The organism is Streptacidiphilus carbonis (assembly GCF_000787775.1).
GTDB lineage: Bacteria > Actinomycetota > Actinomycetes > Streptomycetales > Streptomycetaceae > Streptacidiphilus > Streptacidiphilus carbonis.
The window spans coordinates 1-25,535 of record NZ_BBPM01000019.1; the positions used below are offsets into that span (position 1 = coordinate 1).

Below are 25,535 nucleotides of genomic sequence, written 5' to 3' on the forward strand. Positions count from 1 at the left end.
CTGTACGCCCGAGGAGATCCTGCGGGCGATGGCTGCCGTGGGTGCCGCGTCGAGCCCGCAGGCATATCTGTGACTTGGCCTGGACGGCCTGGAGGCAGGATCGCCTGAGGCGTGGAGTCTGGCGAGGTTCGGCGGGTGTACCAGGGTCGGATTGCGGTCGGTCTGTGACGGCTCCTGTGCGGCGGGTGAGGATCACGTCCCCGAGACCTTGCCATCCGCCTGCTGTCACCGTTAAGAGCGTGGTGGTGAACCGGGTGGTGTTCGGTGGGGGCGGGTTGTGGATGCCTCGGTCGGTCGCGCTTCCGACGCAGTACCGTGGGCCGGTGGATGAGATGCCAGTCCCGACTGCGGGTATGACGATCAGCGTTCGGATGCGCCAGGATGTAGTGATCGTCGATCCGGAGCGCTTTGTCGCTTCGGCCCGCAGGGCCTACCGCGAAGCCTCCCCTGAAATCACCGAGGAGAGGGCAACCGAGGACATCCGCGATGTCTACGACGCTGTGTTGGCTCTGCTGGACCGCTTCGGCCGACTCACAGCCGACACACCGGCGTCCACCGGACTCCCCGGTCAACGGATTCTGGACCGCCCAGACGGGCTCTCACCTGCGGGCGAGCGCAAGCAGATCGTGCTGAACGATCCGCAGCCACTCCAGGACTATGGCTGCTCCATGCCCGAGGAGTACGACCCGTTCGCTATCCCGCCAAGGGTGTGATGGTGTCCACTGCGACAGACTGCTCTGAAACATCATTTCTCTGAGGAAATCTCGAACGTTCGTGCTGGCCGCTCGGTGGGCGTAGATGAACGGCAACGGGCCTCCTGGACGGGAGGGTTGGTCTCGACAACCGCACTCCTACCAAGAGGCCCGTTAGCCACGCCTAGCGGTCCACCTCACCTACCAGTGCAGTCTCGTTCGGGCTACTCCGCAATGACCGTTTCGATGACACTCCTGGCACACGAGTGTGCGCTGGCAGCCACGCGGCCATACTTGGTCGCTACAGCAGCTACACCGGAGGGAGCGCGGCGCCGATGCCACCCAAGGGAGGGCTTCCTGACAAGATCGGCAACCGCTACGAGGGCCGACTCGCGGTGTTGCGGCTGCTGGAGCTCTTGGACGAGGAACACGACTCGGTTCGGATGCGCTTCGAGCACCCCGGCAAGGACGCCTTCGAGTGGTGGGTCGAGCGCGACAACGGCGCCCGGGTGTACACGCAGGTCAAACGCCAACTGTCCACTGACGACCACTGGAGTGTGTCGAAGCTGGTCGCCAACGGCGTGCTTAAGGCGTTCGGTGAGCAGCTCCGAGACGACCCCGCGGCAGAGTGCGAGTTCTACTCAACTCTGTCCGCCTCGCACCTGCAGGAGCTGACCGAGAGCGCAGTCTTGGCCAAAGACCTCCAGGAATTCGAGAGCGTCTTCGCCAAGGCGGAGGACAAGAAGGCCTCCTGGGACAAGACCTGCGGCGTGTGGACCTGGTGGGACCCGGAGGAGTCGTGGCAGGCCCTCAAGCGCATCAAGGCCGGTGTGATCAGCGAGCGTGACCTGGGGTCCTATCTGGATGTCCGAGCCCGAGTGTTGGTGAGTGGGGTCCCCAGGACAGTCGTGAGTCTGCTCGGCAGCTATCTGCAAGATCACCTGTCCCAGGAGCTGACGGCCGAGCAGGTGTGGCAGTACCTGGCTACCCAGCAGATGGTCCCCAGCGATTGGCGGCGCGATCCGAGCACCCGCGCCAAGGTCAACACGGCCAACCAGCGCTACACAGATGGCGTACGCGCGGACCGGGGGCCCCTGGCCGAGATCCCGCGGGCGGAGGCGACGAGGATCGCGAGGCTGCTCACCTCCTCCGAGGGACCACGCATCGTCACGGTCACGGGCGCTGCGGGTACCGGAAAGTCGGATGTGCTGGGCCAGGTCGTCGAACAGCTCATCGCGCAGTCAACTGTCCCTGACGCCCCGCCACTCCTGGTCCTTGCCGCGCGCCTGGACCGCGTGGGCCCATTCCAGGACGCCGCAGCTCTCGGGGGCCAGCTGGGACTGCCGGAGTCACCAGCCGTGGTGCTCTCACGGCTGGCGGACGGGGGACCAGCGCTGCTGGTCCTGGACCAGGTGGACGCCTTCAGTAGCGCATCCGGACGCCATCCGGAGCGCTCCGCGGCGGTCACCGAGGCCGTCGGACAGGCCCAGGCCGCCGGGGTGCGGGTCCTGCTGGCATGCCGGACCTTCGACTTCAACGAAGACGACCGGCTGCTCGCTCTCTCCGCACCCGCCGATGCAGGGCTGCCCTTCGAGCTGGGCCCCCTGCCGGTGCCGGAAGTTGACAACGTGCTGGATGGTGCAGGCGTGCCGCCCAGCTCACTCACGAAAACGCTACGGGAACTGCTGCGCACGCCGCTGCACCTGCGCATGCTCGTGACACTGCGACAGCGCAACGTCCTGGACCTGGCCGGGATCACCACCCGACTGCAACTGTTCAACAAGTTCTTCGACAGCGTCATCGAGGAAGTCGACCGCTTCCGCCCGAACGCCCCCGTCGAGGACGTGACCGGGCGTCTCGCAGAGCAACTGAGCAGGCGCCAAGAGCTGAACGTCCCCGCAGCGCTCCTGAGCAACGACCGGCTCACCGTGAGGCACCTCATCAGTGCCGGCTGGCTGCGCAGCCAGGCTGGCCGTATCGGCTTCGCCCACGAGGCGTTCTTCGACTACGCCTATGCCTACCACCACATGCGTGCTGGCCTGTCCCTGCTCGACCTTCTGCGCAGCGATGAGCAGTACCTGTTCCGCCGCTCCCAGGTACGTCAGATCTTGGCCCTGGAACGCGAGGAGGACCGGCCCCAGTACCTGCGTGACGTCCGTGACGTGCTCACGGCCGACGACGTCCGCCCGCACATCAAGGAACTGGTGACCGCGGTCGTTGCCAGTGTGCCCGATCCCACGGTGGAGGAGTTGCAGGCACTGATGGGCCTGGGCGACGCCCGATCGGATTCCCTGGCCGAGCGCGCCCACGCCCTAATCGCCAGCTCACCAGCCTTCGGTGGACTCCTCCTCACCAGCGGTGTCGTCGAGCGCTACCTCGCCGACTCGGATACCGCTGATCTCGGTGCCTGGCTGTGCGGGATGTTGGTGCGCAATCACCCCGATCTGGTCGCCCCGCTATTGCAGCCGCATGCGACCGATCCGGCCTGGGCAGACCGGATCATAAGGGTGATCAACGTGGCGCCGCTGTCGAAGAGTGAGGGCACCGTCGCACTGTTCGAGAGCCTCATCAAGGCCGGGGGCGTCGACGCGGCCCGCCACGACGTGTTCAACCTTCTGTACGGCACCACCGGCACATCGGCCCCGGTGGGAACCAGGATCGCCCGTGCCTATATGCAGCGCCGGCTGGAACTGTCGGGCGCGGAGCCCCTGGATCTGCTCGGAGCTAGTCAGTCGGCCCCGGACATTCTGGCCACCTTGGCCAACGATGCCCCAACCGACTTCGTCCACCAGGTCCTTCCCGTCGTGCGGGCTGCTGGCACAGCCACCCGCACCGGGGAGATCGCCGATGACGGAGAACAGGACACCGCGTTCGGCGCTCGCGCCCAGCAGCACTACGCCCACGGCAATCATGCCGTCCTCAGCAACCTGGTCCGCGCGGTACGCACGGCGGCGGTTGCCGGCGACACGGCCACGCTCGCCGCGGTCCGCGACATGGCCGCCTCCCGCCTGGCCGTCGAGCAGGTACTCGCAGCTGCCGGATTCTCCTCAGGGCATCCCGGGCTCCTGGACGAGGCACTGACCTGGCTGGAGCAGGGTCAGTTCGCTCTCGCCCAGGGCTGGTCACTGGACCCGCGCGGGCTGTCAGCCGACGTCCTCGCCCAAGTGAGCGAAAAGCTACCCCCCTCGGCGACCAGAAAAGCCCAGCAACGTGCATCCTCCGCGACGAGCCCGGTGGAGAGCCAGGGGATGATCCCGCGGGGAGCCGGCGCCCAACGCCTGCTGCGCGCCATTCCTGCGGAGCGCCTTGACCCGGCCGTCCTCAGCGTGCGGTCCGACCTGGACCGCGCTCTCGGCACTAGCAGCGGCACGGCGGCTGCCCCGCCGCAGGCCATCGCATCAAGACTTCAGTCGCCGGTCAGCCTGAATGCCGTCCAGGCGATGACGGACGACCAACTCGTCCAGGAGATGGGACAGTATGCGTCCGACCAGCCCACCTGGCTGCCCACGGGCACATTGATCGGCGGAGCCTCCAGCTTCGCGGAGGTGATCACCACGGCGGCCCGGGAGGACCCGGGGCGCTTCACCGCGCTGCTTGAGCGAGAATCCGCCCTGCCGGCCATCCACGTCACCGCAGTAGTCCAAGGCATGGGCGCGAACTCCCCGACAGCGGCGGATGCCACCGTGTCCCAGATGCTGCGCACCGTGAAAGCTGCGGCCCTGCACGCCGACGCGCACAGTAACGCGCTGGCCCAGCTGATCGCGCGAACGGCACCGCATCTGACTGACGCGGATCTGGCCCAGGCCGCTTGCACCGTCGACGATCTCGTGACCATCCTGCGATCGCTCCTCAAGCCACCCGGACCGGATGCGCCCGTGCTCCTTAAGGAACTGCCCCCTGAGCCAGGCGCTGGTGAACAAGCAGTGCTCACGCTGATGGAACAAGGCCGTGACATGGTCACTGAGCTGCTCAATTGCGTCTGGCAACTGCGTGAGTGGGCTGCGCTGGACGCTCTGCGGAGCCTTGCCGATCGCCGGGCGGAAGCAGTGGCGGCGCTCAAGGACGAACTCGTGCGCCTCGCAGCCGGTCCCGACCTCCTGCTTCGCATGACGGCTCTGCAGACCGCGAGCATGGCCGGGGTCGTTAACCGTGACCTGCACATGAAGGTCGTAACAGATGCACTGGATGCTCCCGGGCTCACGACCCTGCCCGGCTCTAAGCTCCCTGCCGACGCCAGGATCCTGCTTGCGTGTCAGCCCCTCTTCGTTCTCCTCCTAGCCCTGGGGCGTGGCAATTACGACGCCGTCGATCCGCTCGTCAACCGCATGCTGGACCTTGGCCGCTCTCTCGGGAAGGCACCCCACCGGGTGCTCACCGCTGTCGGACCGTGGGCCGCCCACAACGCAGCCGCAGTGACCACCTATGCCGCCGCCACTGGCACTGATCCCAAGGCGAACGCCGCCGTGGAACGGCTCGCTGCGGGAACAGCACCCGAGCGCCTGGGAGTGGCCGATGCTCTGTCAGATCTGCTACCCGTCACGTTGTACTCCCAGGCGCTGATGGAGGTGCTGCTGAAACTGTGCGACGACGACAATGACGACGTCGCCAAAAGCGCCGGCATGGCCGTGCGTGACGTCACCGCCGCAGATCACCCGAACGTCCAGACGCTGCTGTCGCGCATCCCCGGGACTCGAGCCTTCGAGCTCAATCCCCAGCCCTTGGTCAACCTGGCGAAAATCTGCCAGCAAACTCACCCGGGCCTCGTTCTGGACATGGCTGAACGCTTCTTCGTGCTGCACGGGCAGAGAGCCGGTGACCTCTCTTCCGCCAGTGCCGCTCAGGCGTGGACCCTTGGGGAGATCGTCACCAACATCTACGCCAAGGACCCTCAGACTGCGACCGGACGCCAGGCACTGAACCTGATCGACACCATGGTCCTGGCCCGAAGCTACGGCCTTGAGGACCGGCTCGGCGATCTCGACCGCTAACAGCCCGCCACTGGGCGGCAGCAGCTGAGCATCGCCGGCCAAGCAGCCCGCGGCGGGTGGAACTGGGGAGGCACTCGGTGTTCTGATCGCCGCGGTGGTCCTGCTGGTGCCCTTCGGGTCGATGGCCGCGGCCGGGCTGCCGCTGCTGACCGCGATCATCGGCGTGTGCATCAGCACGGCTGCGATCCTGGCGCTGGGCAGCACGCTGGGACTGTCCTCGTCGACGGGCACGCTGGCCACCATGCTCGGACTGGCCTGCGGCATCGACTACGCCCTGTTCGTGGTCTCGTGCTACCGCGAGGAGCGGGCCAACGGACACACCAGCCAGGAGGCGGCCGGCCTGGCGGTGGGCACCGCCGGTTCGGCGGTCGTCTTCGCTGGCCTCACCGTCATCATCGCGCTGGCCGGGCTGTCGGCGGTCGGCATTCCGCTGCTGACTAAGATGGGGCTGTCCACCGCCGGGGCTGTGGTCATCGCCGTCCTGATCGCGCTGACGCTGGTCCCGGCGCTGGTCGGGTTATGGCCCAAGGCGGTCCTCTCACGCCGCTTCAAGAAGATCGGGCGCCGCGTCCAGGGTGTGGAGGGCAACCGGGGCAGCCGCTGGGCTGGCTTCGGGCGACGCCACCCCGTCCCGGTGCTGATCGTCACGGTCGCCGGGCTGGTGGTGCTGGCGCTGCCGGTACTGAGTCTGTAACTGGGCCAGACCGGGGACGAGGCTAAGTCCACCTCCACCACCGAGCGCCGCGCCTACGACGACCTGGCCAGGGGCTTCGGCCCGGGCTTCAACGGGCCGCTGACCATCGTGGTGGACGCAAGGACGCCGCGCACCCCAAGGCCGCGGTGGCGACCATCGAGAAGCAGATCGCCGCCACCCCAGGGGTCGTCTCGGTCTCCGCACCCCGCTTCAACACCGCTGGCGACACCGCGGTCTTCTCCGCCGTCCCGGCCCAGGCGCCGACCAGTGAGCAGACCAAGAACCTGGTCCACACCATCCGAGGCGAGCGTCCCGCGATCCAGGCCGCCGCAGGCGGCGCGGTGTTCGAGGTCAGCGGAAGCACCGCACTGAACATCGACGTCGCGCAGAGGGTGCAGGGCGCCCTGGTGCCCTACCTCATCGTCGTCGTCGGCCTGGCGATCGTGCTGCTGCTGGTGGTCTTCCGGTCCATCGTCATCCCGATCAAGGCCGCCGTCGATTCCTGCTGTCGGTGCTCGCGGCACTGGGCTGTGTGGTCGCGGTCCTCCAGAAGGGCTGGGGTGCCAGCCTGCTGGGAGTGACGACCACCGGACCGATCATGAGCCTGATGTCGATCTTCCTGGTGGGCATCGTCTTCGGCCTGGCCATGGACTACGAGGTCTTCCTGGTCTCCCGCATCCGCGAGGCCTACGTCCACGGCGGCGGGTCCGGCCCCGCGATCACCACCGGATTCCGCTACAGCGCCCGCGTCGTGGTCGCCGCCGTCCTGATCATGATCTCGGTGTTCGCCGGGTTCATCACCGCCGAGGACTCCATGATCAAGATGATCGGGTTCGGCCTGGCCGTGGCCGTCCTGTTCGACGCCTTCGTCGTGCGCCTGGCGTTCGTCCCCGCCGTCCTGGCCCTGTTCGGCGACAAGGTCTCCTGGCTGCCGGGCTGGCTGGACCGCATCCTGCCCCACCTCGACATCGAGGGCGAGGCACTCAGCCGCCAGCACGCCACCCCCCAGGACCTGGAGCCGGATCCGGATGACGGCACCGCACCCGAGTGAGATCCCACCGACTGCCTGTACTAGCTCAAGAGCGGTTCACGGGATCCCGCCGATCACTACTGATCGGCGGGATCCCGTTGGTTTTGGCCCTTGCAGGGTCCAGGAGAGGTCCCGGGCTCCTGCCGGGGCGGGGTATTGCCGCTTGCACGGGAGGTCGACCGTCCTCGGGAGATTCCGAAGCGGTCTCAGGGCTGCCCAGGCACATCTGCGGGTACGGCCAGCGCAGCGCCCTGGTACTGCGGCCGGCGACCAGGAGATGCTGGCTGTAGCCCTCGCCCCGCCGTGTCGCTGCCCTGGTTGCCTTGCCGGGACTGCAGCGAAGCGGCCGCACACCTTGGAAGAAGAGCGGCTGACCCAGGCAACGGTTGGCGCGTGGATCAGGCGCAGCGAGGGCAACTCCACTCCGACGGCTGATCAGAACTGGCCCTTCCAAAAGAGGGTGCCGGTGTGAGTCGGTACATCCAGAATGGGTGGATGATGCTGGAGATGCAGAATCAGGCGATTCTGGACTTGATCTACGGTCTGGTCTACCCGGAAGGGGCATGGCCGACCTATCGCACGGTGGACCTGCACATGGACAAGTCCCTGGGCATCAGTGACACGCAGGCGGCCCTACTGTCCATTCCGGCGCAGCTGTTGCTGCAGCCGTGGCAGCGGGCTGGGTTCAATGACAGCGACGAGTTGCGTTTGACCCTGCGCGGGGTCGACGCCGCCGAAGGGGGCCGGCAGGACCTGGACGCTCTCGCGGCCTTCCTGGCCTGGACCTGCGAGCGTGAACAGGTGGCATCCGTCGATGCAGCGGACTTCGCGGTGACGGGTCGTGAGTACGCCGAAGCTCTTGGCCTGGACCTGGGCCCTTTGCCCGATCCGCAGGACCCGCTGGCCCCAGCACCCGGGCCGGTGTCTGCGGATGCGAAGTCGGCGCGGGAGCTGATGACACGCATCCGCGTCCTGGGAATGCTCATGCACAGTTTCTGGCAGTCGGCGGGATATTCCCCCGCCGGCCCTTGGGACTGGACGTTCTTCATCGACCGGCGTCGACTGCGGCGCTATCGCGGAGCGCGAACCGGCGCCGATCTCCTCGAGCTCGAGGATCAGTTCCAGGGCGACGCGACGCCCTCGCCCATTCAGCCGCCCACGGTGGAAGCCGAGAGCCTTGTAGACGTCTCCACTGCAGTGACGGACACGATGGGCAGTGAGGACGCGGTAGTGGTGCTCCATCGTCGTCCTCACGAGGCGATGATGGCCGTGCTGAGGGACGACATCATCGAGCTGTGTACCGTGGCGGTCAGTCAGAATCGCTACGACGATGCGATCTTCGAAGCGTTCCGGCACGTTGAGACCACGGTCCAGCGTCGCACCGGCCTCAACGACACGATCGGCGGACTACTCCTCCAGCAGGCCTTCCGGGATGAGCCCTACAGGATTCGGGTCTCGGAGCGGAAGATGGACCAACAGCGGCTTCACGACATGTTCAGTGCCGCCATCGGCCTGCATCGCGGGGACCGTGCCCACAAGAACAAGCCCAATCTTGTGTGCCGCACCCTGCCAGAATGCGTTCGGATCCTCGCCCACGCCTGTGTCCTGCTTGACCTCCTCGACCGAGACATGGCTGTCACTCCCGCCATCCGCGGCTATGCCCAGCATGACGATGACACCCTGACTCTGCGGGTGGTGCGTGCCACCCCCACGACCCGGGTCCTCATCGACGAACAGCCTTGTCGCGTGCTGCGGCGCACCGCTGAGACGATCACCGTGTCGACGGCCGGCATTCCAACAGACGAACACGATGTTGTGCTGATCGACGGTTCGCTTCAGAGCCCGAGTAAGCCGATCTGGCTGGTGCGCGGCGCGGGTAAGGAAAATTGGTACCGAGTGGAAGAGGTCGACATTCCGCTCTTCTCGGACCCGGAGTGCAGTCTTCCTCTGGATGCCACGGGGATCCGGCTTGCGACCAGGGAATCCGGGGTTCGTGGCCAACGCCTGGTGGCAACCAGGAACAGCTACACGCCCGGAGACTACGTCACCTGGCGTTGGGATACCAGCATCCACCTGCCTAAAGCCTGGGCCCGCGGGCGTAGCAACGAACCGCCGTTCGTCGCCTTCAACAGCTCGACACTCTTTAATGGCGATCCGAAGGCTGCGGCCCACCCGGCCCGCACGATGAAGGTGTCCCTGGAGCCGCCCCTCATCAAAGCCCGAGTTGGTGAGGCACCGCCGATTCGCGCACTGGTGTGGAAGACGGACGGAACAGCAACCTGGACGGAGGCGATCGACAATCCGACGATTCGAACGGACGATGCGAAGACCGTCTCCTACGAAAGGCAGGGCCCGCGGGTCCTGGCACCGGGCCGATGTACGTTGCGTCTGGAGCACGACTCGCAGTACGCCGAAGCCGTCGTGGAAGCTGTCGCGCATCCGCGAGGAACGGTCACGGACTGGGTCACTGCCCTTCCTCCGGTCAGCGATCTCGTGTTTACCAAGAACAAGGGTGTGCTCCTTGCGACCAGGGAAGCCACCGTCTGGCACATTGATGCCAAGACCGGAAAACTGGGGCCGGCGGCAGGCGCCCAACTCCAGCCACCCATGTATGGCGGAGTAGACCGGCTGGCACCGGCCCCGAACGGGGACGTGGCCCTCCAGCTCTACGGTGAACCAGACCTGCTCGTCCTCACAGGCAACTCGGATCTGAGCTGCAGCTACACCGTCACCAAGCCCGAACCCGAGAACACCATCACCGCGTTCGCCTGGCTCGGAACTGACCTGATCATCGCCATGCACAGCCGGACCCTGTGGCGTTACACCCCCGATGGCCAGCACACCCTGCTCGGCCAGAGCCCCAACCCGATCAAGCGGCTGACGCCAGAGCCAAACACCGGCAAGCTGCTCGCCCTCACTGGTCACGGGCAGGAGCAGCAGATCTGTCGCCTGGATCCGCGCTCCACGGACACGCCCGAGGATCTGCTCACCGAGCCGCAGAGGAGCAACACACTCGGGAGCCTCGCGGCTACACCCGACGGGGAGGTCTACGTGACGGACTTCTACGGGGGACGGCTCCTGAGACTCGACTCGGGCGTTCTCACCACGGTGGCCTCAGGCCTGAAGAATCCGGATGCGGTCTGCATCGACGACATTGGCACCGTGTACGTCGCGGATTTTGCCGATCATGCATCAGTCCGGCGCCTCCTTCCGTAGACATCACATTCCCGCGCTGACGTCCGATGTCGATGTCCCCTCGGCCCTCGCACTGATCCCAGAGCACCCTGCCAAACACCGCCCCGGCCCCGGACCGCGGGTAGTGCGGGGAGATCGCGGCGCATGCGTGCTGGGTGTGATGCCGGTTTCGGCTCCGCTCTGTCGCGTGAAGCGTCTGTCCAGGTGGCGTGGTCGGACTCCCTGGTGCGGCAGAGGCACTATGGGCTTGCCTCACTTTGACGGACACCTGAGATCCGGGGCTTCGGGCCCAGAAGGATGATGTCCATCATGGAGAGCATGGGGAAGAAGAAGCCGCGTCCTCGCCGCTCGTTCACGCCGGAGTTCAAGGCCGAGATCGTCGAGCTGTGTCGGCGCGGGGATCGCTCGGTCGGCCAGGTGGCCAAGGACTTCGAGCTGACCGAGACCGCCGTGCGTGACTGGGTCAGGCTGGCCGAGGTCGACGCCGGCGAGCGGGAGGGCCTGACCAGCGGCGAACGCGAGGAGCTGGCCCGGCTGCGGCAGGAGAACCGGCGCCTTCGGGAGGACGTGGACATCCTCCGGCGTGCCACGGTGAACTCAACCGGTCAGCGCAACAGGGCTGTGAGCCTATCGGTTGGTGTGTCGTAGTCGAGGGTCTTCCTGGGCCGGGTGTTGAGGCGTTCGGCGATGCGGTCGAGGTCCTGTTGGGTGTGTCCGGCCATAGTGGTGCGCTTGGGGAAGTACTGGCGCAGGAGGCGGTTGGTGTTCTCATTGGTGCCTCGCTGCCAGGGGCTCTGGGGGTCGGCGAAGTAGACGGCCAGGCCGGTGGCCGCGGTGACGTCCTTGTGCGCGGCCAGCTCCATGCCGCGGTCCCAGGTCAGGGTCTTGCGCAGGTGGGCGGGCAGAGTCAGCATCGTGGCGGACACCCGTGCGGTGACGGTGGCGGTGTCGCGGCCGTCGAGCTGGACCAGCAGGGTGAAGCGGGTGGTGCGTTCCACGAGGGTAGCGATCTGGGTGACGCCACTGCCCATGACCAGGTCGCCTTCCCAGTGCCCGGGGACCAGGCGGTCGCGCACTTCGGCGGGCCGCTCGTGGATGGGAGTCGCTTCCTTGATCTGCGAGCGCCACTGGCCGGTGACGGTGTTGTGGATGTTGCGGCGGGTCGGACGTCCCGAACGCAGGTGCTGCTGCAAGGACTTGGCCAGCACTCCGCGCGCCTGCACGAACAGGGATTTGTAGATGGTCTCGTGGCTGATCCGCATCCCAGGGGCATCGGGATGCGCCTTCGTCAGATGGCCTGCTATCTGCTCAGGCGACCAGTCGTCGGCCAGGCGAGCGGCGACCACCTCCCGCAGGGGCTCGTTCAAGGCCAGCAGACAGGGCTTGGGGCGCCGGGCGCGTTGCCATGCCCGGTCCTCCGCGTCGACGGCCCGGTAGTGCTCAGCGCCCTTGTTGCAGCCGATTTCTCGGCTGACGGTGGAGGCGGCCCGTCCCAGGGACCGGGCGATCGCGCGCATCGAGTCCCCGCGGGCCAGGCCCCGGGAGATCAGCTCGCGTTCGCCCTCGGTCAGGAAACCGGGCCGACGCGTGCGGACCGGCGGGACGTAGCCGCCGTTCGACTTGAGGATCGTGAAGACCGAGCCGGGTGGCCACCCCAGGGCCCGGGAGATCTCACTGATCGACTCGCCGGCCTTCCAGCGGTCCCACAACTCACGCCTCTGCGCGTCCGACATCCCCGGACGACCCATCCTTGCCATACGCCACACCCTCTCCTACCTCGGGTGTTGCGCTGACCGGTTGAGTTCACCACGGCTTTCTTCGCGAAGGAGACCCGGTGACGGTGCACCCGTTCATCGAGACGGAGAAGCAGAGCGGCCACAACGTCAAGCGCGCTTGTGAACTGCTGAAGGTCTCCCGTGCCGCCTTCTACGCCCGACGCACCGCCGCCCCCAGACCCCGTGCGGTGCGCGACGCTGACCTGACCGGGAAGATCGCCGAGGTCCACGGGACCTCGCGGGGCAGCTACGGGGCACCGCGCATCCATGCCGTGCTCCAGCGCGACGGCGAGCAGTGCGGACGCCGCCGGGTCGCACGGCTCATGCGCCAGGCCGGCCTCCAGGGCCGGCACCGCAGGCGGGGCCAGCGCACCACGGTCGCGGATCCGCGCGCCGGCGTGCGGCCGGACCTGGTCCTGCGGGACTTCCAGCCCGATCCGCAGGCCGTGGATACGCGCTGGTGCGGTGACATCACCTACATCCCGACCGCGGAGGGCTGGCTCTACCTGGCCACCGTCATCGACATCGCCTCGCGGCGCGTCGTCGGCTGGGCAACCGCCGACCACCTTCGGACCACACTCGTCGCCGATGCCCTGCGGGTCGCCTGCCACAACCGTCGGCCCGACGGCCCGGTGATCTTTCACTCGGATCGCGGCTGTCAGTACACTAGCCGAGAACTCGCTCTTCTTGCAGGCGAGTTGGGTGTCCGGCTGTCGGTCGGTCGGACCGGCCAGTGCTGGACAACGCGCTCGCCGAGTCGTTCTTCGCGACGTTGAAGCGGGAGTTGTTCGAGGGCAGGCCCTTGTCGCCTCGGGCAAACACCCGCACCGCGATCTTCGAGTGGATCGAAGGCTGGTACAACATACGCAGGCTGCACAGCAGCCTCGGATACCGCAGTCCCACCGAGTACGAGACCGCCCTGGCGGCCTGACCACCACAACCACGGTGTCCGTCAAAGCGGAGCAAGCTCACTACACCCGCTGGGTTCGTGCGGTGACGATGACGGAGGCCACCTGAGCAGGGCCCGCCGGCTGGGGGCCGGGTGAAGCTACGAGAGCGTGACTCCATGAGCTTCGCTACACGGCGATCTCCACCGTAGCTCGGTCAATCCACCGGGCGAGAACACTGAACGCGGACAACTGCTCGAGTGCCTCGTGCTCAGGGAGCTCCGGAAGACCATCTTCGTGGCTGTTCGGATTGCGGATCGCGGCATAGCATCCCTCCGCGAAGGCCATGACTCCGCGCTGCGTGCCCTTGTACGTGTCGCTGCCGTCGTCAGCGACGATCCGCAGCCGCGGATGGCCGACCAGCGGTGCATTGGTACTCAGCGCGTCTTGGAAGAGCTTCGTCTCTGAGGCGTCACGGCGGTTCAGCTTGTTCTGCGTTTCAGCGTTGACCTTCCTTGCGGCTGCGGTGACGGCCTCGCGGAAGTGGCCGCTCTGCCAGAGCGAACGCGCTCCTTCCCATGCCCAAGGATGAAGGGCTGCTGCGGTCATGTGCGGGGCACTGTCACCCAGCTTCTCGCGGATCTCCTCCTGGGAGGCCAGAACCGCCTTGGCCCGAAGTGCCTGTGTTCGGTGGCTCACCCACTGGCGATTGGCTAGGTTCATGGTCATCTCGAGGGCGTCCCGCCAGCCCGGGATGAGCCGGTCGAAGATCGGTTCCACAAGGACGAATTGGACGACGATCTCATCACTGCTGCCCCGATGGTGCCGCCCACCCCTGTCGGGGGAGGTGACGAGATCAGTGAGGGAGATGAACTTGTCGAGCTGTTGGTCGGCCCATTCGGGGGCGGCAATAGTTGTCACCTGTTCACCATGCATCTCCGGTACCTCGCGGTTCCAGCGATCTCGTTGGATCTGTCATGCCGTTGGGAGACTGAGCCTTCTTTGTCCAGCCGAACTGCCACCTTCATGCGCCCGAACCTGGCCGCAGGGATAGCGGTCGCCGCCCATGCTTCCGTCCGCTGACTATGTCGGCGTCCGGCTGACGTGCACCGACCCGACTTGCCCGCCGCCTTCTCAGTAGAGTGCGATCGCATCGACGACAATGGCTGGACCGGAAATGAAGGCGTGCACATCCTCGGTCGGAAGGTTGAGGTCCAGCTGATCCACCAGTGTTTTCACTAGGCCATCCACCTCAGGCATGAGCTTGCGCCGGATCATGTACTCCCAGTCGTGGAGTAGCCACTCTTCGGTGCTGAGATACCCTTCGCTGCTCTCGGGGATCAACCGCGAGACGCTCCCCAGGACCCGCAGTTCACGCTCGACTCTGTTGCCTGACGCTTCGTCGATAAAGTGGTCCGGTCTCACGTTGATGTAGACCTTCAGCGGTAGGGGTGAACCTGTCAGCTCCAGCAAGACGGGGATGGGCAGGAGCTCGTTGCGTAGGTACACCTGCTTCAGCTGCTCGACGACACGCGAGTCATGGACGTCGAAGTCGAGAATGCTCTCCAGGTCGCCCTCAGCTGTCTCCAGCAGTCGGCGGAAGATGAAGAACATCTTGCCGGCCAGGCTGGCTGCGGTGATTCGTGTGTGCCCTTCGATCTCAACCAGGTCGTCCTTGCTGAGGACTGTGTCAGGGCCAGGGTTGATCTTGACTGTTCCGGTCCTGATCAAGGAGTCGATCACCTTGCTGGCTGTGGCCTTCTCCTTCGGATTCAGGGCGTAGGTCGACTGGTACTCGACATCGGTCCCAAGGGATCCTTCCAGCCCAATACCGGAGGTGCCCAGTTTGCCGCCGCCAGACCGCTTGCGCACTGTCTTCTCAACGATGTCCGCTTGGCGGGGTACGTCGTCGATGTCGTGGTACTCCGCCTGTGCGAGCAGAGTGTCTGTGTCGAGGTAGATGGGTGACCGAAGCGCCATGGTGGGAGTCTCTCACCAACCTCTGACAGCAGCGGGAAGCTACGTCCGAACCACTCATTTCAGTTCCCTGATTGTGTTCCATGCGACCGAACCGTTGCCAACGGTCGCGGCCCCGGACAGGCTCTGGTAAGTGATCTTGGTGAAGCTGGGAAAGATCACCCAAGGAAATCAGCCTGCTTGGGAGGTCGCCCGCCCGCAGACGGCGGGAGCGGGCGGGGCGGCTACCTCGATACGGTGCTTGTGTCGATGAGGCGGGCGAGGACGCTGAGTGCGGCGAGCTGCTCCAGTGCCTCCTGCTCGTCCCATTCGCCGGTTTCGTGTGCGGCGGGGTTGCGGATGGCGAAGAAGACTCCGAGGCCCAGCTGCAGGGCACCGCGCTGTCGGCTCTGGGTGGTGGGGTTGTCCGGATCTCCGGGGACGCGCAGTCGCGGCTTGCCGGGCTCGGGCGCCCGGTCGCTGAACGTCTCCTGGACGAGTTTGTCGTCTGCAACGTCGAGGCGGCCCAGCTTGTCCTGAAGGTTGGCATTGATCGCGCTGGCCCCGCGGTGGACGGCCGCGCGGTAGTGCTTGGACTCCCACAGGCTGCGGGCCGCCTCCCAGATCCACGGGTGGAGTCGGTCCGCGGGCATGCGCGGGGCATCGGGCGCGAGTCGGATACTCCACTCGTCCTGATCGTCGAGGATCCCCAGGCCCCGCTGCACCTTCCCGGATGCCTCCGATGTCCCCGCCATGCCCTCCAGGTGGAAGTCGGAGAGCTCGGGGTCCAGCACCTTGAGGATCTGCTTGACCGTCGGCTCCAGTCGCCGCAGCTCGCGGAGGATCCCGGGGGCCCCTCCCTCGTAGCGGTTCGCCCGGTCGCTCCTGTCGTAGTCGGTGCACAGGGATTCGTAGGCTGTCAGGCGCTGGCGCATCCAATCACGGTCCATCTGGGCAGACTAGGGGATCGGATGACCGCGATGCGGGTCGCGGCCCAACAGGTCCCCAGGTTCGAGTCGGACGAGGTCGACGGTGCCGGCACCTGCCGCCGCGAGGTGCCCCCGGGGGCACGCATCCAACGGGTCATCAGCTCGGTGCTGCGGAGTCGACGTACTCAATCCCCTTGCAGAACTGCCAGCTTGACTGACCGTCTGCCTTCGCGAGGGGCGTCAGTCGACGATTGCGCGGAATATTCCGTGCTAGCATTTTGAGGACTGATGAGGGGAGGGCGCGTCGTGGACGACATGCAAGCTCATGCAGGGATGTTGATGTTGGCTCGGGACTCCCGTGCCCTGACGCAGGCTGAGGTCGCTGCGGCGATGACCAAGGCGTCGCCGGGCGGGGAGACCCCGGTGTCCCAGGGCTACGTCAGCAAGGCCGAGAAGGGGCAGTTGAGCGTTACCGGGCAGCGTCTGGAGCTGTATGCCCGTGCGCTCGGGTACCCGGCCAGGCTCCTGTGTGTGGATCCGCAGGTGCACGGAGTCGGTGTAGGACTGGTCCACCACCGCAAGCGCGCCTCGCTGGCGGCTGGCGCGCTGCGGCGCATCCACGCCCAACTCGCCTTCACCCGGCTGCAGTTGGCGGGTATGCAGGAGGCCGCCGGGATTGTGGACCGACCCGTCCAGGTTCCCCGGATCGTGCTGGACCGGTGGACGACCGCGAAGGACACCGCACGCGATGTCCGCGCCGCCTGGTCGATGCCGAGGGGACCGGTGGTCGACATGGTCGCCACGGTCGAGGAGGCGGGCGCCCTGGTGGTCCTGGCCGACCTGGACACCGACCTGCTGGACGCGGTCAGCCAGTGGCCCGAGGGCCGCAGTCCGCTGTTCCTCCTCAACGACCGGGCGCCCGGGGACCGGTGCCGTTTCAGCCTGGCCCACGAGCTCGGCCACCTGGTCCTGCACCACGAGCCCGGCGCCAGCGGCGAGCAGGAGAAGCAGGCGGACGCGTTCGCGGCCGAGTTCCTCATGCCGGCCAACGACATCCGCGACTCCTTCGCCACCCCCCTGACCCTGGCCCGCCTGGCCCAGCTCAAGCGCACCTGGCGGGTCTCTATGGCCGCGCTCCTGCGCCGGGCCCAGCAACTGGGCGCCGTCAGCGAGTGGCAGCACCGCTCGCTGACCATCGAGATGTCCGCGCTCGGCTACCGCACCGCGGAACCCGTCCAGACCCCGCGCGAACGGCCCGCGCGCGTGCCCGCCATGGTGCGGGCCCTGCTGTCCGAGGCCCGCGTCCCGCTACCGGACGCCGCTGACAGCGCCTACCTGCTGCCCGAGGACTTCGAGCGCCTGTACGTCACAGGCACCGCCGCGTTATCCCCGTCCCCTGAACCCGCCCCGAAGGTGAGGCCATGACCGACGCCCTGCCCCCGTCCGGCGCGCTGCCCGGCACCGACATCGCCGTCGGCCTGCCGCAGCCCCGGTCCGACACGCGCATAGCCCCCCTGGCCGGCCGCATGCTGCTCCAGGTCAATCCCCGCAAGGTGGGCGCGGTGCGCGAGCAGTTGGACGAGGGCCGCTCCGGACTGGTGCTGTGCGGCAAGGATGCCGTCAAAACGGCCGCAGTCCTGCGCCGCGCCAGGTCGTTCACCGGGGTGCTGATGGTGGACCCCGCCGTCTACCAGAACCTCGTCGCCACCGAGGAGGACCCCTTCCCGCGGCTTGATGACGGCAAGCTGCCGATGGGAGACCCGCTTGCCCTCTCGGTCTCCGAACAGCTGGAGGCCGGGACCACCGCGGCTGTCACTCCCACCGGTTACATCCGCGCCGAGGACTCCGGAGCGCTGAAGGCCGCGGTCAAGCGGGTCGCCGCACTGGAGGACCCGAACCTGGTCTTCGCGGCCCCGATCGACGTGATGTGGCTGGCCGACGAGTCCCTGGACCAGCTGATCGCCTGGTTGAGCAAGGTCCCCGGGCCCAAGGCCGTGATGCTCGGCGGCCAGAAGGACCCGCTTGCCCGCGGCAGGGGCACCGTGGCCAACCTGTGCCGCCTGCTGTCCGAGGTCCCCGGGACCGCTCTCCTGCGCACCGACCTGGCCGCGCTGGGCGCGCTGGCGCACGGGGCGGCCTTCACGGCCTTCGGCCACAGCAGTGCCGCGCGCCACCTCGTCCCGCCCGGCGAGATCGCGCAGAGCAGCCCGGGGTTCGCCAAGTCCCCGCATGTACTCCACCCCCAGCTGATGGACTTCTTTCTCGGCTCCACCCTCGCCGACCGCTACGCGGCCGGCGGAGCCCCGGCCTGCGGGTGCAATTCCTGCAACGGGCGCCCGTTGGACGCGTATGCGACCAACAAGAACCCGCGGATCGGATGGGCCGCCGCCCACAACGTCGCCATCCTGATGGAATGGCTGCGTACCCTGACCGCGGTCCAGCCTGGAAAACAGCGGCAGGACTGGTGGCGCGAGCGCTGCCGGACCGCCGTCGCCCAGTACCCGCTCGTCAACGCCACGCTCAACCAGCGCAAGGGCTTCGAGGTCCCCGCACAGCTCAAGCGGTGGGCTGCCGACCCCCAGTAGCCAGTCGGGGCCGCCGCAGCTGCCTGGGGTCAGGTCAGGCGCGGGTACAGCTCTTCGACGAAGCGCCATGCCGCCGAGGTATGGCGCTCGGGCCGGTACACACGAGGCTCCAGCAGCAAGTCCATCTGCTCGCCTGTGCCCGCCAGTACACCCACGCCGTAGAAGGACGCCTCCGTCAGCGCCTCGTCCAGCCGCGCAGGCCTGCGGTCCAGGAGCATCGCGCGCGCGCAGAACGGCGCGAACCGCCCGGCCAGATCCAGCCCGCTGCGCCAACCCGTCGCACGGACCACCGCCAACTCCAGTCGCAACGGACGCACGGCCTGCCGCACCACTGAGCGGCTCTCCAGCGTGACAGCCCCCGCGGGCAGCGCCCGCACCGCAGCGCGCTCGTACCGGTCCAACGAGGCCAACTGCACCGGCAGGCCGACCGGCAGGGTCAACAGCGTGTCCAGCGCGTCCCGGTCGTCGAGCGAGGCAGCCGACGAGCGCGTACGGCGCTCGTGCTCGGGTTCGTCCACCCGGTAGAACAACAAGGTGTCCAGGCCCATGACTTGGACGCAGCGGGCCCGGCAGCCGGCGGGTAGCAGCGAACTGGACGCCTGCCGTACCGAGCTGCCCACCGCAGGGCTCGCCAAGGTCACCATCGCCTGCCTGCCTCACCCGATCGCGGCCGCCTCGGGCGGCCTCGCCGACTATCCAACTCTTGTCACCGCAACCGCATCCGGCAAACGCTCCAACAGGCCCCGGAACAGCCGCCACAGCTCCGCGTCGCCGGCACGCCGGTACCACTGCCGCCTCTCCCCGGCGGGTCGAGGCAGCCGCTCGGCCAGGCCCGCGGCGATCAGAGCCCGCATCGGGGCCTGATAGGCGCTCGCAGGAGCGCCCAGCTCAAGCGCGAGATCACCCAGGCAGACGCCGGACTCCGGTGCACGGGCCAGCGCCAGCAGCACCTCGGCGCGGTAGCGGTTGCCGAGCAGGAGTGCCGAGAAGTCTCTCGTCCACTGCGGATGGTTCGAAGACACGATTCATGATTCATGATTCATGAATCGTGTCCCGCTAGTCAAGCTCCGCGGCGCAGACCAACCCCGCGACGCCTTCCCCGATGGCGCTGCCGGTGGGTCACGCCGAGCACGTACGGGTCACTGCGGCCAACGGCAATCAGAAGCGTCTGCTTGTTCGCGCAGGATGGCCCCGGCGGGCCGTGCGCGCAGATCCGGAGGGACCCGGCTGCCGCGGCCGGCGGCAGGCCGCGCCAGTCCAGCCGCGCCCTTGGGGCCAGGCGGTCCCGGCGCCGACTCCGCAGGTGGCGGCCCTGTGCTGCAGGGGGCGTGTTGCGGTCAGCGCTGCTCGTCGGAGCGTGGCCCAGGAAGTTCTTCGGCGTTCCACTGCAGATGATCCGGCCACAAGGGCACGCCCAGGGCGACCTCCAGGTCGACCACAGTCAGGAGATCGGGCCAGACGGTGCCGTTGAGGACATTGGTGACGACCTGGCGGTTGACCCCGCTGCGCTGTGCTACCGCGTTGGCACTCAGCCCTTGCGCCTCCATGGCCTCCGCGAGAGCGCGGGCGACCGCCTGGGCGACCTGGGCGCCCCGGTGTGCCTTCATCCGGGCAAAGGGCCAGTCGCCGGCGGCGATGTAGCCGCACGGTCGGATTCCACGTCTCATTCCTCCAGGCACGCCTACCAGTGTGGCCGAGGTGCGCTCGGCGTGCGCCCACGACCCGGGGATGCTACTTGTATAGCAAGAGGAAGCAAGGCTGTGGGCAGAAAGGAGCGAAACCCAGGGAGATTCAGCATGGCCGGCGTGCATATCCGGGGAATCCGCCTGGTCCGGTGGGCTGACCGGTGAACGCGGACGTCGGGCGTCAACTTGGGACCTGTTGCTCCGGGTCACGCTCGCGAGTGATTGTCCGGAGCGGTTGCAGCCAACTCACGTGCGTGGTCGCGGTGTCGGAAGGTGGCACCGCGGGTGCACAGGAGTCCTGTTGCGGCCGTACGGGGACTGGCACCGGCGCGGCCTGCGCCAGCACCGGGTTCCGTCGGACATGCCCGCCAGGCAAAGGGCCCGCGCCTGTGCAGCTGCCGTTCCCACAGATATGCCCTGCATGTTGTCGATCTAGGATCCAGACGGTTACACAAAGAGTCCACCTGTAGGCGAGGAGTAGTGATGGCTCGTCCGGCGCAGGGCAGGCGCGACCAGTTGGCGCGCCCGCTGCCGACGATTCGCGTGAAGATGCCCGATCAGATCGTGATCATGCGGGCCGCATGCGGACAGAAGGTTGCGTTCACCAGCCGTCAGATCGCCGACGCCGTCGGAATCGCCCACGAGCGGACGGGCCTGGTCATGGGTTTCCTGGTCTCCTGCGGGCTCCTCACCAAGGTGAGCGGCCACGGCATCTACCTGGTGAACCCGCGTGGCGCGCGCGTCGCAACGGCTTGGTCCCAGGACGAGTCGCTCGGGCGGGTCGAACTCGCCCGCAACCTGGGCAAGTCCTGGTTCGCCAGGGCGACTCTGAAGGCCCTCGAAGGCGATTCAGGGACTCGGACGAAGGTCATGAACCGGCTGATGGGCGTCGCAAAGGCGCCTGAGGTTCGCCGGGCCGAGGTCGATTTGCTCATCGAGTGGCTGCTGGAGGCACGCCTCCTCCTCCCAAGCTCCGAGGAGGGCTACGTGCACTGGAACGAGCAGGCCCTCGACCCGATCCACCACACACCCACCCCGCAGGCCCAGCAGGCCCCGCAGGAGACCCCCTTGTTCGAGGACGTCGAGAGTGAAACCGAGGCTAGTCCGGAAGCCGTTCGCACGCCGCCGGGCGAGCCGACTGCAGACGACTGGGTGAAAGAAAGTGAGCCTTCGCAGCCGAAGGCGGACGAGGAGTCCAAGGCTGATGGAGAGGCTGAGGCGTATATCCCGCCTCAGCGGGAGCCCCATCCCGAGGCGACTGCGCCAACCTCGCAGCTGAGTGGACTCGCGCAACTCGCGGAACTCGCAACCAAGCCGATTCGGCTCCCTGAACTGATTCGTCTGACCGAAGACGAACTGCTCGCACTGCACCGCAGCCTGCGCAGCTTCGCCACTGTCCTCGCCGCGCCGAACGGAGAAAGCCTGCGCCTGTGAGTAGACATTTCGACCTCCGCCCCGTCCGACCGCCCCCTACGACGATCCTCGCGAAGTTTTGCGGGCCCGGCGCGCCTCGACCCTAGACAAGTTTTCGGCGCGACCGGACCCTCCTCCTCCACCACTCACCACCACGCACCGCGCGGTAGAAGGGGGCTTCGGCATGCCCTCGTTCAAGAGAGCTCACCCCCACGGTAGCGGCAATTTCCAGCCCGTCCCAGGCGCGTCACACCTTCGAATGGAATCGCGCAACATCACGAACGGTCACTCGTTTACGACACTCAACGCGCCGGAGGTTGCCGATGCCTGACACGAGCAGCATTCGGACCGCGGTCTGCCTCGTGGCCAGGGCCTGGGACCGTAAGGCATCGCAGGGTCTCCTGCGCCGCCAGAGTCTGGACAAGCTGATCACCGTCAGCGAGCGGTTCCTCCGTTTCGCCGACGCCCTGGACATCTTCGAGATGAAGGACGTCGACGAGCGTCTCCTCCAGGCGTTCATCGACGCACCAGGGCGGGACCGCCGCGGCCGAATCAATGCCGAAGGACCCGCCGAGGCAACCCGACGTAGCAGGCGCTGGACGCTGTCGCTGTTCTGCGCCGAAGCCCGACGCCTGGGCTTGACCACCCTGTGCCCGATCCTGGACACGTCGCCCATCGCGCACACGCCCTCGCCCAACCAGTGCGACCTGACCCCGGACGACATCCGCACCCTGCGCTTCCACGCCGAACGCGGCATGCCCCACACCCGGCATGCCAGCATCCTGGCACTCCTGCTCGCCGGACTGGGCACTGGAGAGATCGGCCTGGCCAGCACAGCGGATCTCGACCTCGAACACCGCCGCATCTGGGCGAGCGGAACCCAGCAACTCGCCGCCCGCTTCTGCGCCTTGGACGAATGGTCCTGCTCAGTTCTGGACCTGCGGGCAGCCCACGTACGCCGCCGTGCCGGCGCACAGCAACCCGTTCCGCTCACCATCCAGGCAGCCTCCAGCGACTACACGACCCAGGCCAGCATCTGCACCGCATTCGGGGACATCTCCCGCCGCAGCGGCGCGCTGTCCAGCGGGCGACGCGCCAAGCCCCGCGACGTCACCGCATATACCGCCGCACAGACACTCGCCGACACCGGCCACATCACTCAAGTCGCCCTGCGCCTGGGCGTGGCGTCGCTCGACGTGGCAGCCCGACGTGCAGGCCTGCGTTGGGACCAGAACCGGGGGCAGCGATGACCTCCGAGCCGAAGCCTCCAGCGAAAACGCCGAGCAGCAAACCCAAAAGGGCCAAGCCGTACACGATCGGCCCCATCCCCGACGACGTCTTCGGATCCGCCGCTGACAAACCCGAACCGCGAGGACCCCAGGCTCCGCACATCACCCCCGACCGGCGCTTTGCTGCGCTTGCCCACAATCAGCAGCTCTACCAGGTCGCCACGACCGTGCTGCCGGACAAGCCCGACGGGAGCAGTGGGCGACCTCCTGGCTTCCCGCCCTACGTCTATCTCCTCTTCGCGGCGAGCATCTCCATCTTCGGCTCCGCCCGCAGCACCCAGGCCCATCTGCAACGACCCCTCTACTGGGACATCGTCAGAGAGGGGGTGACCGCGTGCCTGGGCACCGAGGAAGCCGGCCGCCTCGCGGACGTCGGCCCTACCTCGAGCCAGTGGTACTACTACCGCCACAAAATGCTCGACACCTTGCCCGGACTCCGCGAGGCCAGCCGCGATGCCTGGATCGCGCAAGCCTTCGACGTCGGCCTCCTCAGCGCTGACGGTCCCCGGGGGACCTGGATCCGTCCCCACCGCAGTCAGGTAATCCACGGAGACGGAACAGTGATGAAACCCCCCACTGATCAGACGGAGGCGGTCACCGTGGATCAAGAAACCGGCGAAATCCGCAACCACTACATCGACCCCGACGCCAGCATCCAGACCGAGGGCGGCGACCGCCAGGTCTACGGAAACAAATTCATCACCATCGCCACCCGCCTCGCCAGTACCCCGCACAGCCGGATGATCCTCAATCTGGACGCCGTCCGGCACCGCTCCAAGCAGCTCGACCCCGAGAAACTCGACGAGGCCGCAGCTGCCGTCAAGATGACCACCGAGGTCCTCGCAGCCGCCCCCGGCGTCAAAGCCGTCACCTACGACACGGCACTTCGTGGCGTCCACCGAGCACCACTCATCCGCCAAGGTGTTGTCGTCTTCACGCGCCAACATGACGGGATCAGGCCCCACGAAATCGTGGAATTCAGCGAAGGAAAATGCACCCACTCGCTGTACGCAGCAGCCGGCCGGGTATGCGAACGTCGGATCACCGTGGACGGAAATACCCACTACGCGCCCCTCCCGGTACGCGAACTCGAAGTCCGCGGAAAGGAAAAGATCCGCTTCTACCACCTTGTTGAGATCCCGTGCCCCCGAGGAGGACACGTCGCGAGGATCCGCGTGGACGAAACGCAGGAGGATCGAGAAATCGAGGCATCCGGGCAGGCCAAGAAATTCAACCGGACCGAGCACCTCCGCCAGGTTCCGCCCGAGACCCCGGCCGGCCGACGTCTTCTGGGATTCCGTCAGGACAGTGAATCTACAAATTCTCGCCTCGATCAGGCATTCCCCCACGGGAGGCTGCCGGCGTACGGCTCCAAAGCCGGACTGCTCCTCGTGATCGGGTTCGCCTGGGCGCAGAACGCGCTGACCCACGCGCTCCATCGACTCCGCAAGTAGCCACCCACCCGCCCGAGGCCAGGCCTGCGCCGCCCCTGGCCTGGCCTCGACACACCCGCCTGACGTCCCCTGTCACCCGCAAGATCACCACAGGCCGCTACTGCTGCCCACGACCGCATCCAGAGGCGCTACACTGTGGCACGTGCAGCTCCCTCGGGGGCTGCCGTGTTGGATCTGATGGCATAACTGGACAGAGATTTATTCGGAGAATTCCGAGGGAATTTCAGACAGGTTTTCCGACAGATCCCCGCCTTAGTAGCTCAGGGGATAGAGCACGGCTCTCCTAAAGCCGGTGTCGCAGGTTCGAATCCTGCCTAGGGCACACGCCGCCGAGACATCGGCACGCACGACAAAGGCCCAGGTCAACCGGAACAAAGCCGGAAACCTGGGCCTTGACCGTTCTCGGGGTTATCTGGCGCGGCGGGCGCGCCGTGCCAGATGTGGGGGCAGATCCAAACGCAGGGTTCCGTTGTCGCTCCGCGCGGGTCGGTCTCTCGACGCATCCCCCACCTCGGATAAGTGAGACTTTCCCACTCCCTGCCGAGGGTGCGCTCGGCGACCGCTGTAGCCACCAGCGCGACCGATTCGGTTGGGCCGGGCATGCCGTCGAAATCCGGTGCCACGGAACAACCTTCAGGTACATGGGAAGCCGTAGCGGTCGAGATCGACGAGGACGCGCGACAGGAGCACTGCAGGGAGATCCGCGGTCTGCCGAACAAGGCCGGACAGCGGCTCGCGAACCGATGATCGGGTGTTCGCAGCAGGGCGCGACGTTCGGATTGCCAACGCAGATCTCCGCTGGATGACGGGGTGGCAGGACCGACCCCATACAGGTGGATTCCTTCCTGGGGTACGCCGCGCCGAGTTTCGGCATGCACGACAAGCGCCCAGGTCAACTGGTGTGTACTGGGGACCGGGCCTCGGGTGGGCATTTTGCCGTCCGCTTCCATGCCGCCGGGCCGA

General features: G+C 67.1%; 18 protein-coding genes, 1 tRNA gene and 1 pseudogene. 13 read left to right on the forward strand and 7 right to left on the reverse strand.

The genetic code is table 11. The annotated features are described in order from the left end of the window. Window positions 1-353 precede the first annotated feature (353 nt). The 5 genes and pseudogenes from TR46_RS16910 (at window position 354) to TR46_RS16930 (ending at window position 11,247) form a co-directional block, all read left to right on the forward strand. Window positions 354-713, forward strand: coding sequence for a hypothetical protein (locus tag TR46_RS16910; protein ID WP_042401353.1), 360 nt, complete (start codon window positions 354-356; stop codon window positions 711-713). Window positions 714-1,027: 314 nt separating this feature from the next. Continuing rightward, complete coding sequence (locus tag TR46_RS16915) at window positions 1,028-5,680, forward strand: NACHT domain-containing protein (RefSeq protein WP_042401356.1); 4,653 nt, start codon at window positions 1,028-1,030, stop codon at window positions 5,678-5,680. A gap of 37 nt (window positions 5,681-5,717) precedes the next feature. After that, window positions 5,718-7,425: pseudogene (locus tag TR46_RS16920) on the forward strand (MMPL family transporter); the annotation flags it as partial. Window positions 7,426-7,899: 474 nt separating this feature from the next. Then, window positions 7,900-10,620: a TIGR02391 family protein gene (locus tag TR46_RS16925; RefSeq protein ID WP_152626534.1), complete on the forward strand. Its 2,721-nt coding sequence runs from the start codon at window positions 7,900-7,902 to the stop codon at window positions 10,618-10,620. Window positions 10,621-10,917: 297 nt separating this feature from the next. Beyond that, window positions 10,918-11,247, forward strand: coding sequence for a transposase (locus TR46_RS16930; RefSeq protein ID WP_161790147.1), 330 nt, complete (start codon window positions 10,918-10,920; stop codon window positions 11,245-11,247). On the opposite strand, the gene TR46_RS16935 is transcribed toward TR46_RS16930, so the two are convergent. Continuing rightward, on the reverse strand, window positions 11,205-12,356 hold the full coding sequence (locus TR46_RS16935) for an IS30 family transposase (protein WP_042401363.1): 1,152 nt from the start codon (window positions 12,354-12,356) through the stop codon (window positions 11,205-11,207). The two genes, TR46_RS16930 and TR46_RS16935, sit on opposite strands and share 43 nt — an antisense overlap. 77 nt (window positions 12,357-12,433) lie before the next feature. Between TR46_RS16935 and TR46_RS16940 the strand changes: the two genes are divergently transcribed. Next, complete coding sequence (locus TR46_RS16940; RefSeq protein ID WP_084718604.1) at window positions 12,434-13,150, forward strand: IS3 family transposase; 717 nt, start codon at window positions 12,434-12,436, stop codon at window positions 13,148-13,150. After that, window positions 13,108-13,305 (forward strand): integrase core domain-containing protein, encoded by a 198-nt coding sequence (locus tag TR46_RS39495; protein WP_084718606.1) that lies wholly within the window; start codon window positions 13,108-13,110, stop codon window positions 13,303-13,305. Before TR46_RS16940 ends, TR46_RS39495 begins: the two co-directional genes overlap by 43 nt. Window positions 13,306-13,450: 145 nt before the next feature. On the opposite strand, the gene TR46_RS16945 is transcribed toward TR46_RS39495, so the two are convergent. From TR46_RS16945 to TR46_RS16955, 3 genes are all read right to left on the reverse strand, one after another. Further along, the gene (locus TR46_RS16945) at window positions 13,451-14,197 is read right to left on the reverse strand and encodes a TIGR02391 family protein (RefSeq protein WP_042401366.1); all 747 of its coding nucleotides are present in this window, start codon (window positions 14,195-14,197) and stop codon (window positions 13,451-13,453) included. Window positions 14,198-14,395: 198 nt separating this feature from the next. Further along, entirely contained in the window at window positions 14,396-15,241 is an 846-nt protein-coding gene (locus TR46_RS16950) for a DUF6414 family protein (protein WP_042401369.1), read from the reverse strand. 221 nt (window positions 15,242-15,462) lie between these two features. Then, complete coding sequence (locus tag TR46_RS16955) at window positions 15,463-16,167, reverse strand: TIGR02391 family protein (RefSeq protein ID WP_084718608.1); 705 nt, start codon at window positions 16,165-16,167, stop codon at window positions 15,463-15,465. 318 nt (window positions 16,168-16,485) lie between these two features. Between TR46_RS16955 and TR46_RS16960 the strand changes: the two genes are divergently transcribed. Beyond that, window positions 16,486-17,571 carry an ImmA/IrrE family metallo-endopeptidase gene (locus TR46_RS16960; RefSeq protein WP_369405996.1) on the forward strand — a complete coding sequence of 362 codons (1,086 nt, stop codon included), beginning with the start codon at window positions 16,486-16,488 and terminating at the stop codon, window positions 17,569-17,571. Further along, window positions 17,568-18,731: a hypothetical protein gene (locus TR46_RS16965; RefSeq protein ID WP_052432872.1), complete on the forward strand. Its 1,164-nt coding sequence runs from the start codon at window positions 17,568-17,570 to the stop codon at window positions 18,729-18,731. Before TR46_RS16960 ends, TR46_RS16965 begins: the two co-directional genes overlap by 4 nt. 29 nt (window positions 18,732-18,760) lie before the next feature. Here the strand turns inward: TR46_RS16965 and TR46_RS16970 are convergent, their stop codons facing one another. From TR46_RS16970 to TR46_RS16980, 3 genes are all read right to left on the reverse strand, one after another. After that, on the reverse strand, window positions 18,761-19,279 hold the full coding sequence (locus tag TR46_RS16970; protein ID WP_042401601.1) for a hypothetical protein: 519 nt from the start codon (window positions 19,277-19,279) through the stop codon (window positions 18,761-18,763). 144 nt (window positions 19,280-19,423) lie between these two features. Continuing rightward, window positions 19,424-19,753, reverse strand: a complete 330-nt coding sequence (locus TR46_RS16975) for a helix-turn-helix domain-containing protein (protein WP_052432874.1) — start codon at window positions 19,751-19,753, stop codon at window positions 19,424-19,426. Between the two features lie 315 nt (window positions 19,754-20,068). Further along, window positions 20,069-20,398 carry a helix-turn-helix domain-containing protein gene (locus tag TR46_RS16980; RefSeq protein WP_042401377.1) on the reverse strand — a complete coding sequence of 110 codons (330 nt, stop codon included), beginning with the start codon at window positions 20,396-20,398 and terminating at the stop codon, window positions 20,069-20,071. Between the two features lie 501 nt (window positions 20,399-20,899). Here TR46_RS16980 and TR46_RS16985 point away from each other — a divergent pair. From TR46_RS16985 to TR46_RS17000, 4 genes are all read left to right on the forward strand, one after another. Next, the gene (locus TR46_RS16985; RefSeq protein ID WP_042401380.1) at window positions 20,900-21,850 is read left to right on the forward strand and encodes a hypothetical protein; all 951 of its coding nucleotides are present in this window, start codon (window positions 20,900-20,902) and stop codon (window positions 21,848-21,850) included. A 302-nt stretch (window positions 21,851-22,152) separates the two neighbouring features. Next, the gene (locus tag TR46_RS16990; RefSeq protein ID WP_042401383.1) at window positions 22,153-23,079 is read left to right on the forward strand and encodes a site-specific integrase; all 927 of its coding nucleotides are present in this window, start codon (window positions 22,153-22,155) and stop codon (window positions 23,077-23,079) included. Continuing rightward, entirely contained in the window at window positions 23,076-24,572 is a 1,497-nt protein-coding gene (locus tag TR46_RS16995; protein WP_236655358.1) for a hypothetical protein, read from the forward strand. The genes TR46_RS16990 and TR46_RS16995 overlap by 4 nt, the downstream gene beginning before the upstream one ends. Window positions 24,573-24,821: 249 nt before the next feature. After that, window positions 24,822-24,894, forward strand: a tRNA-Arg gene (locus TR46_RS17000). Window positions 24,895-25,535 lie beyond the last annotated feature (641 nt).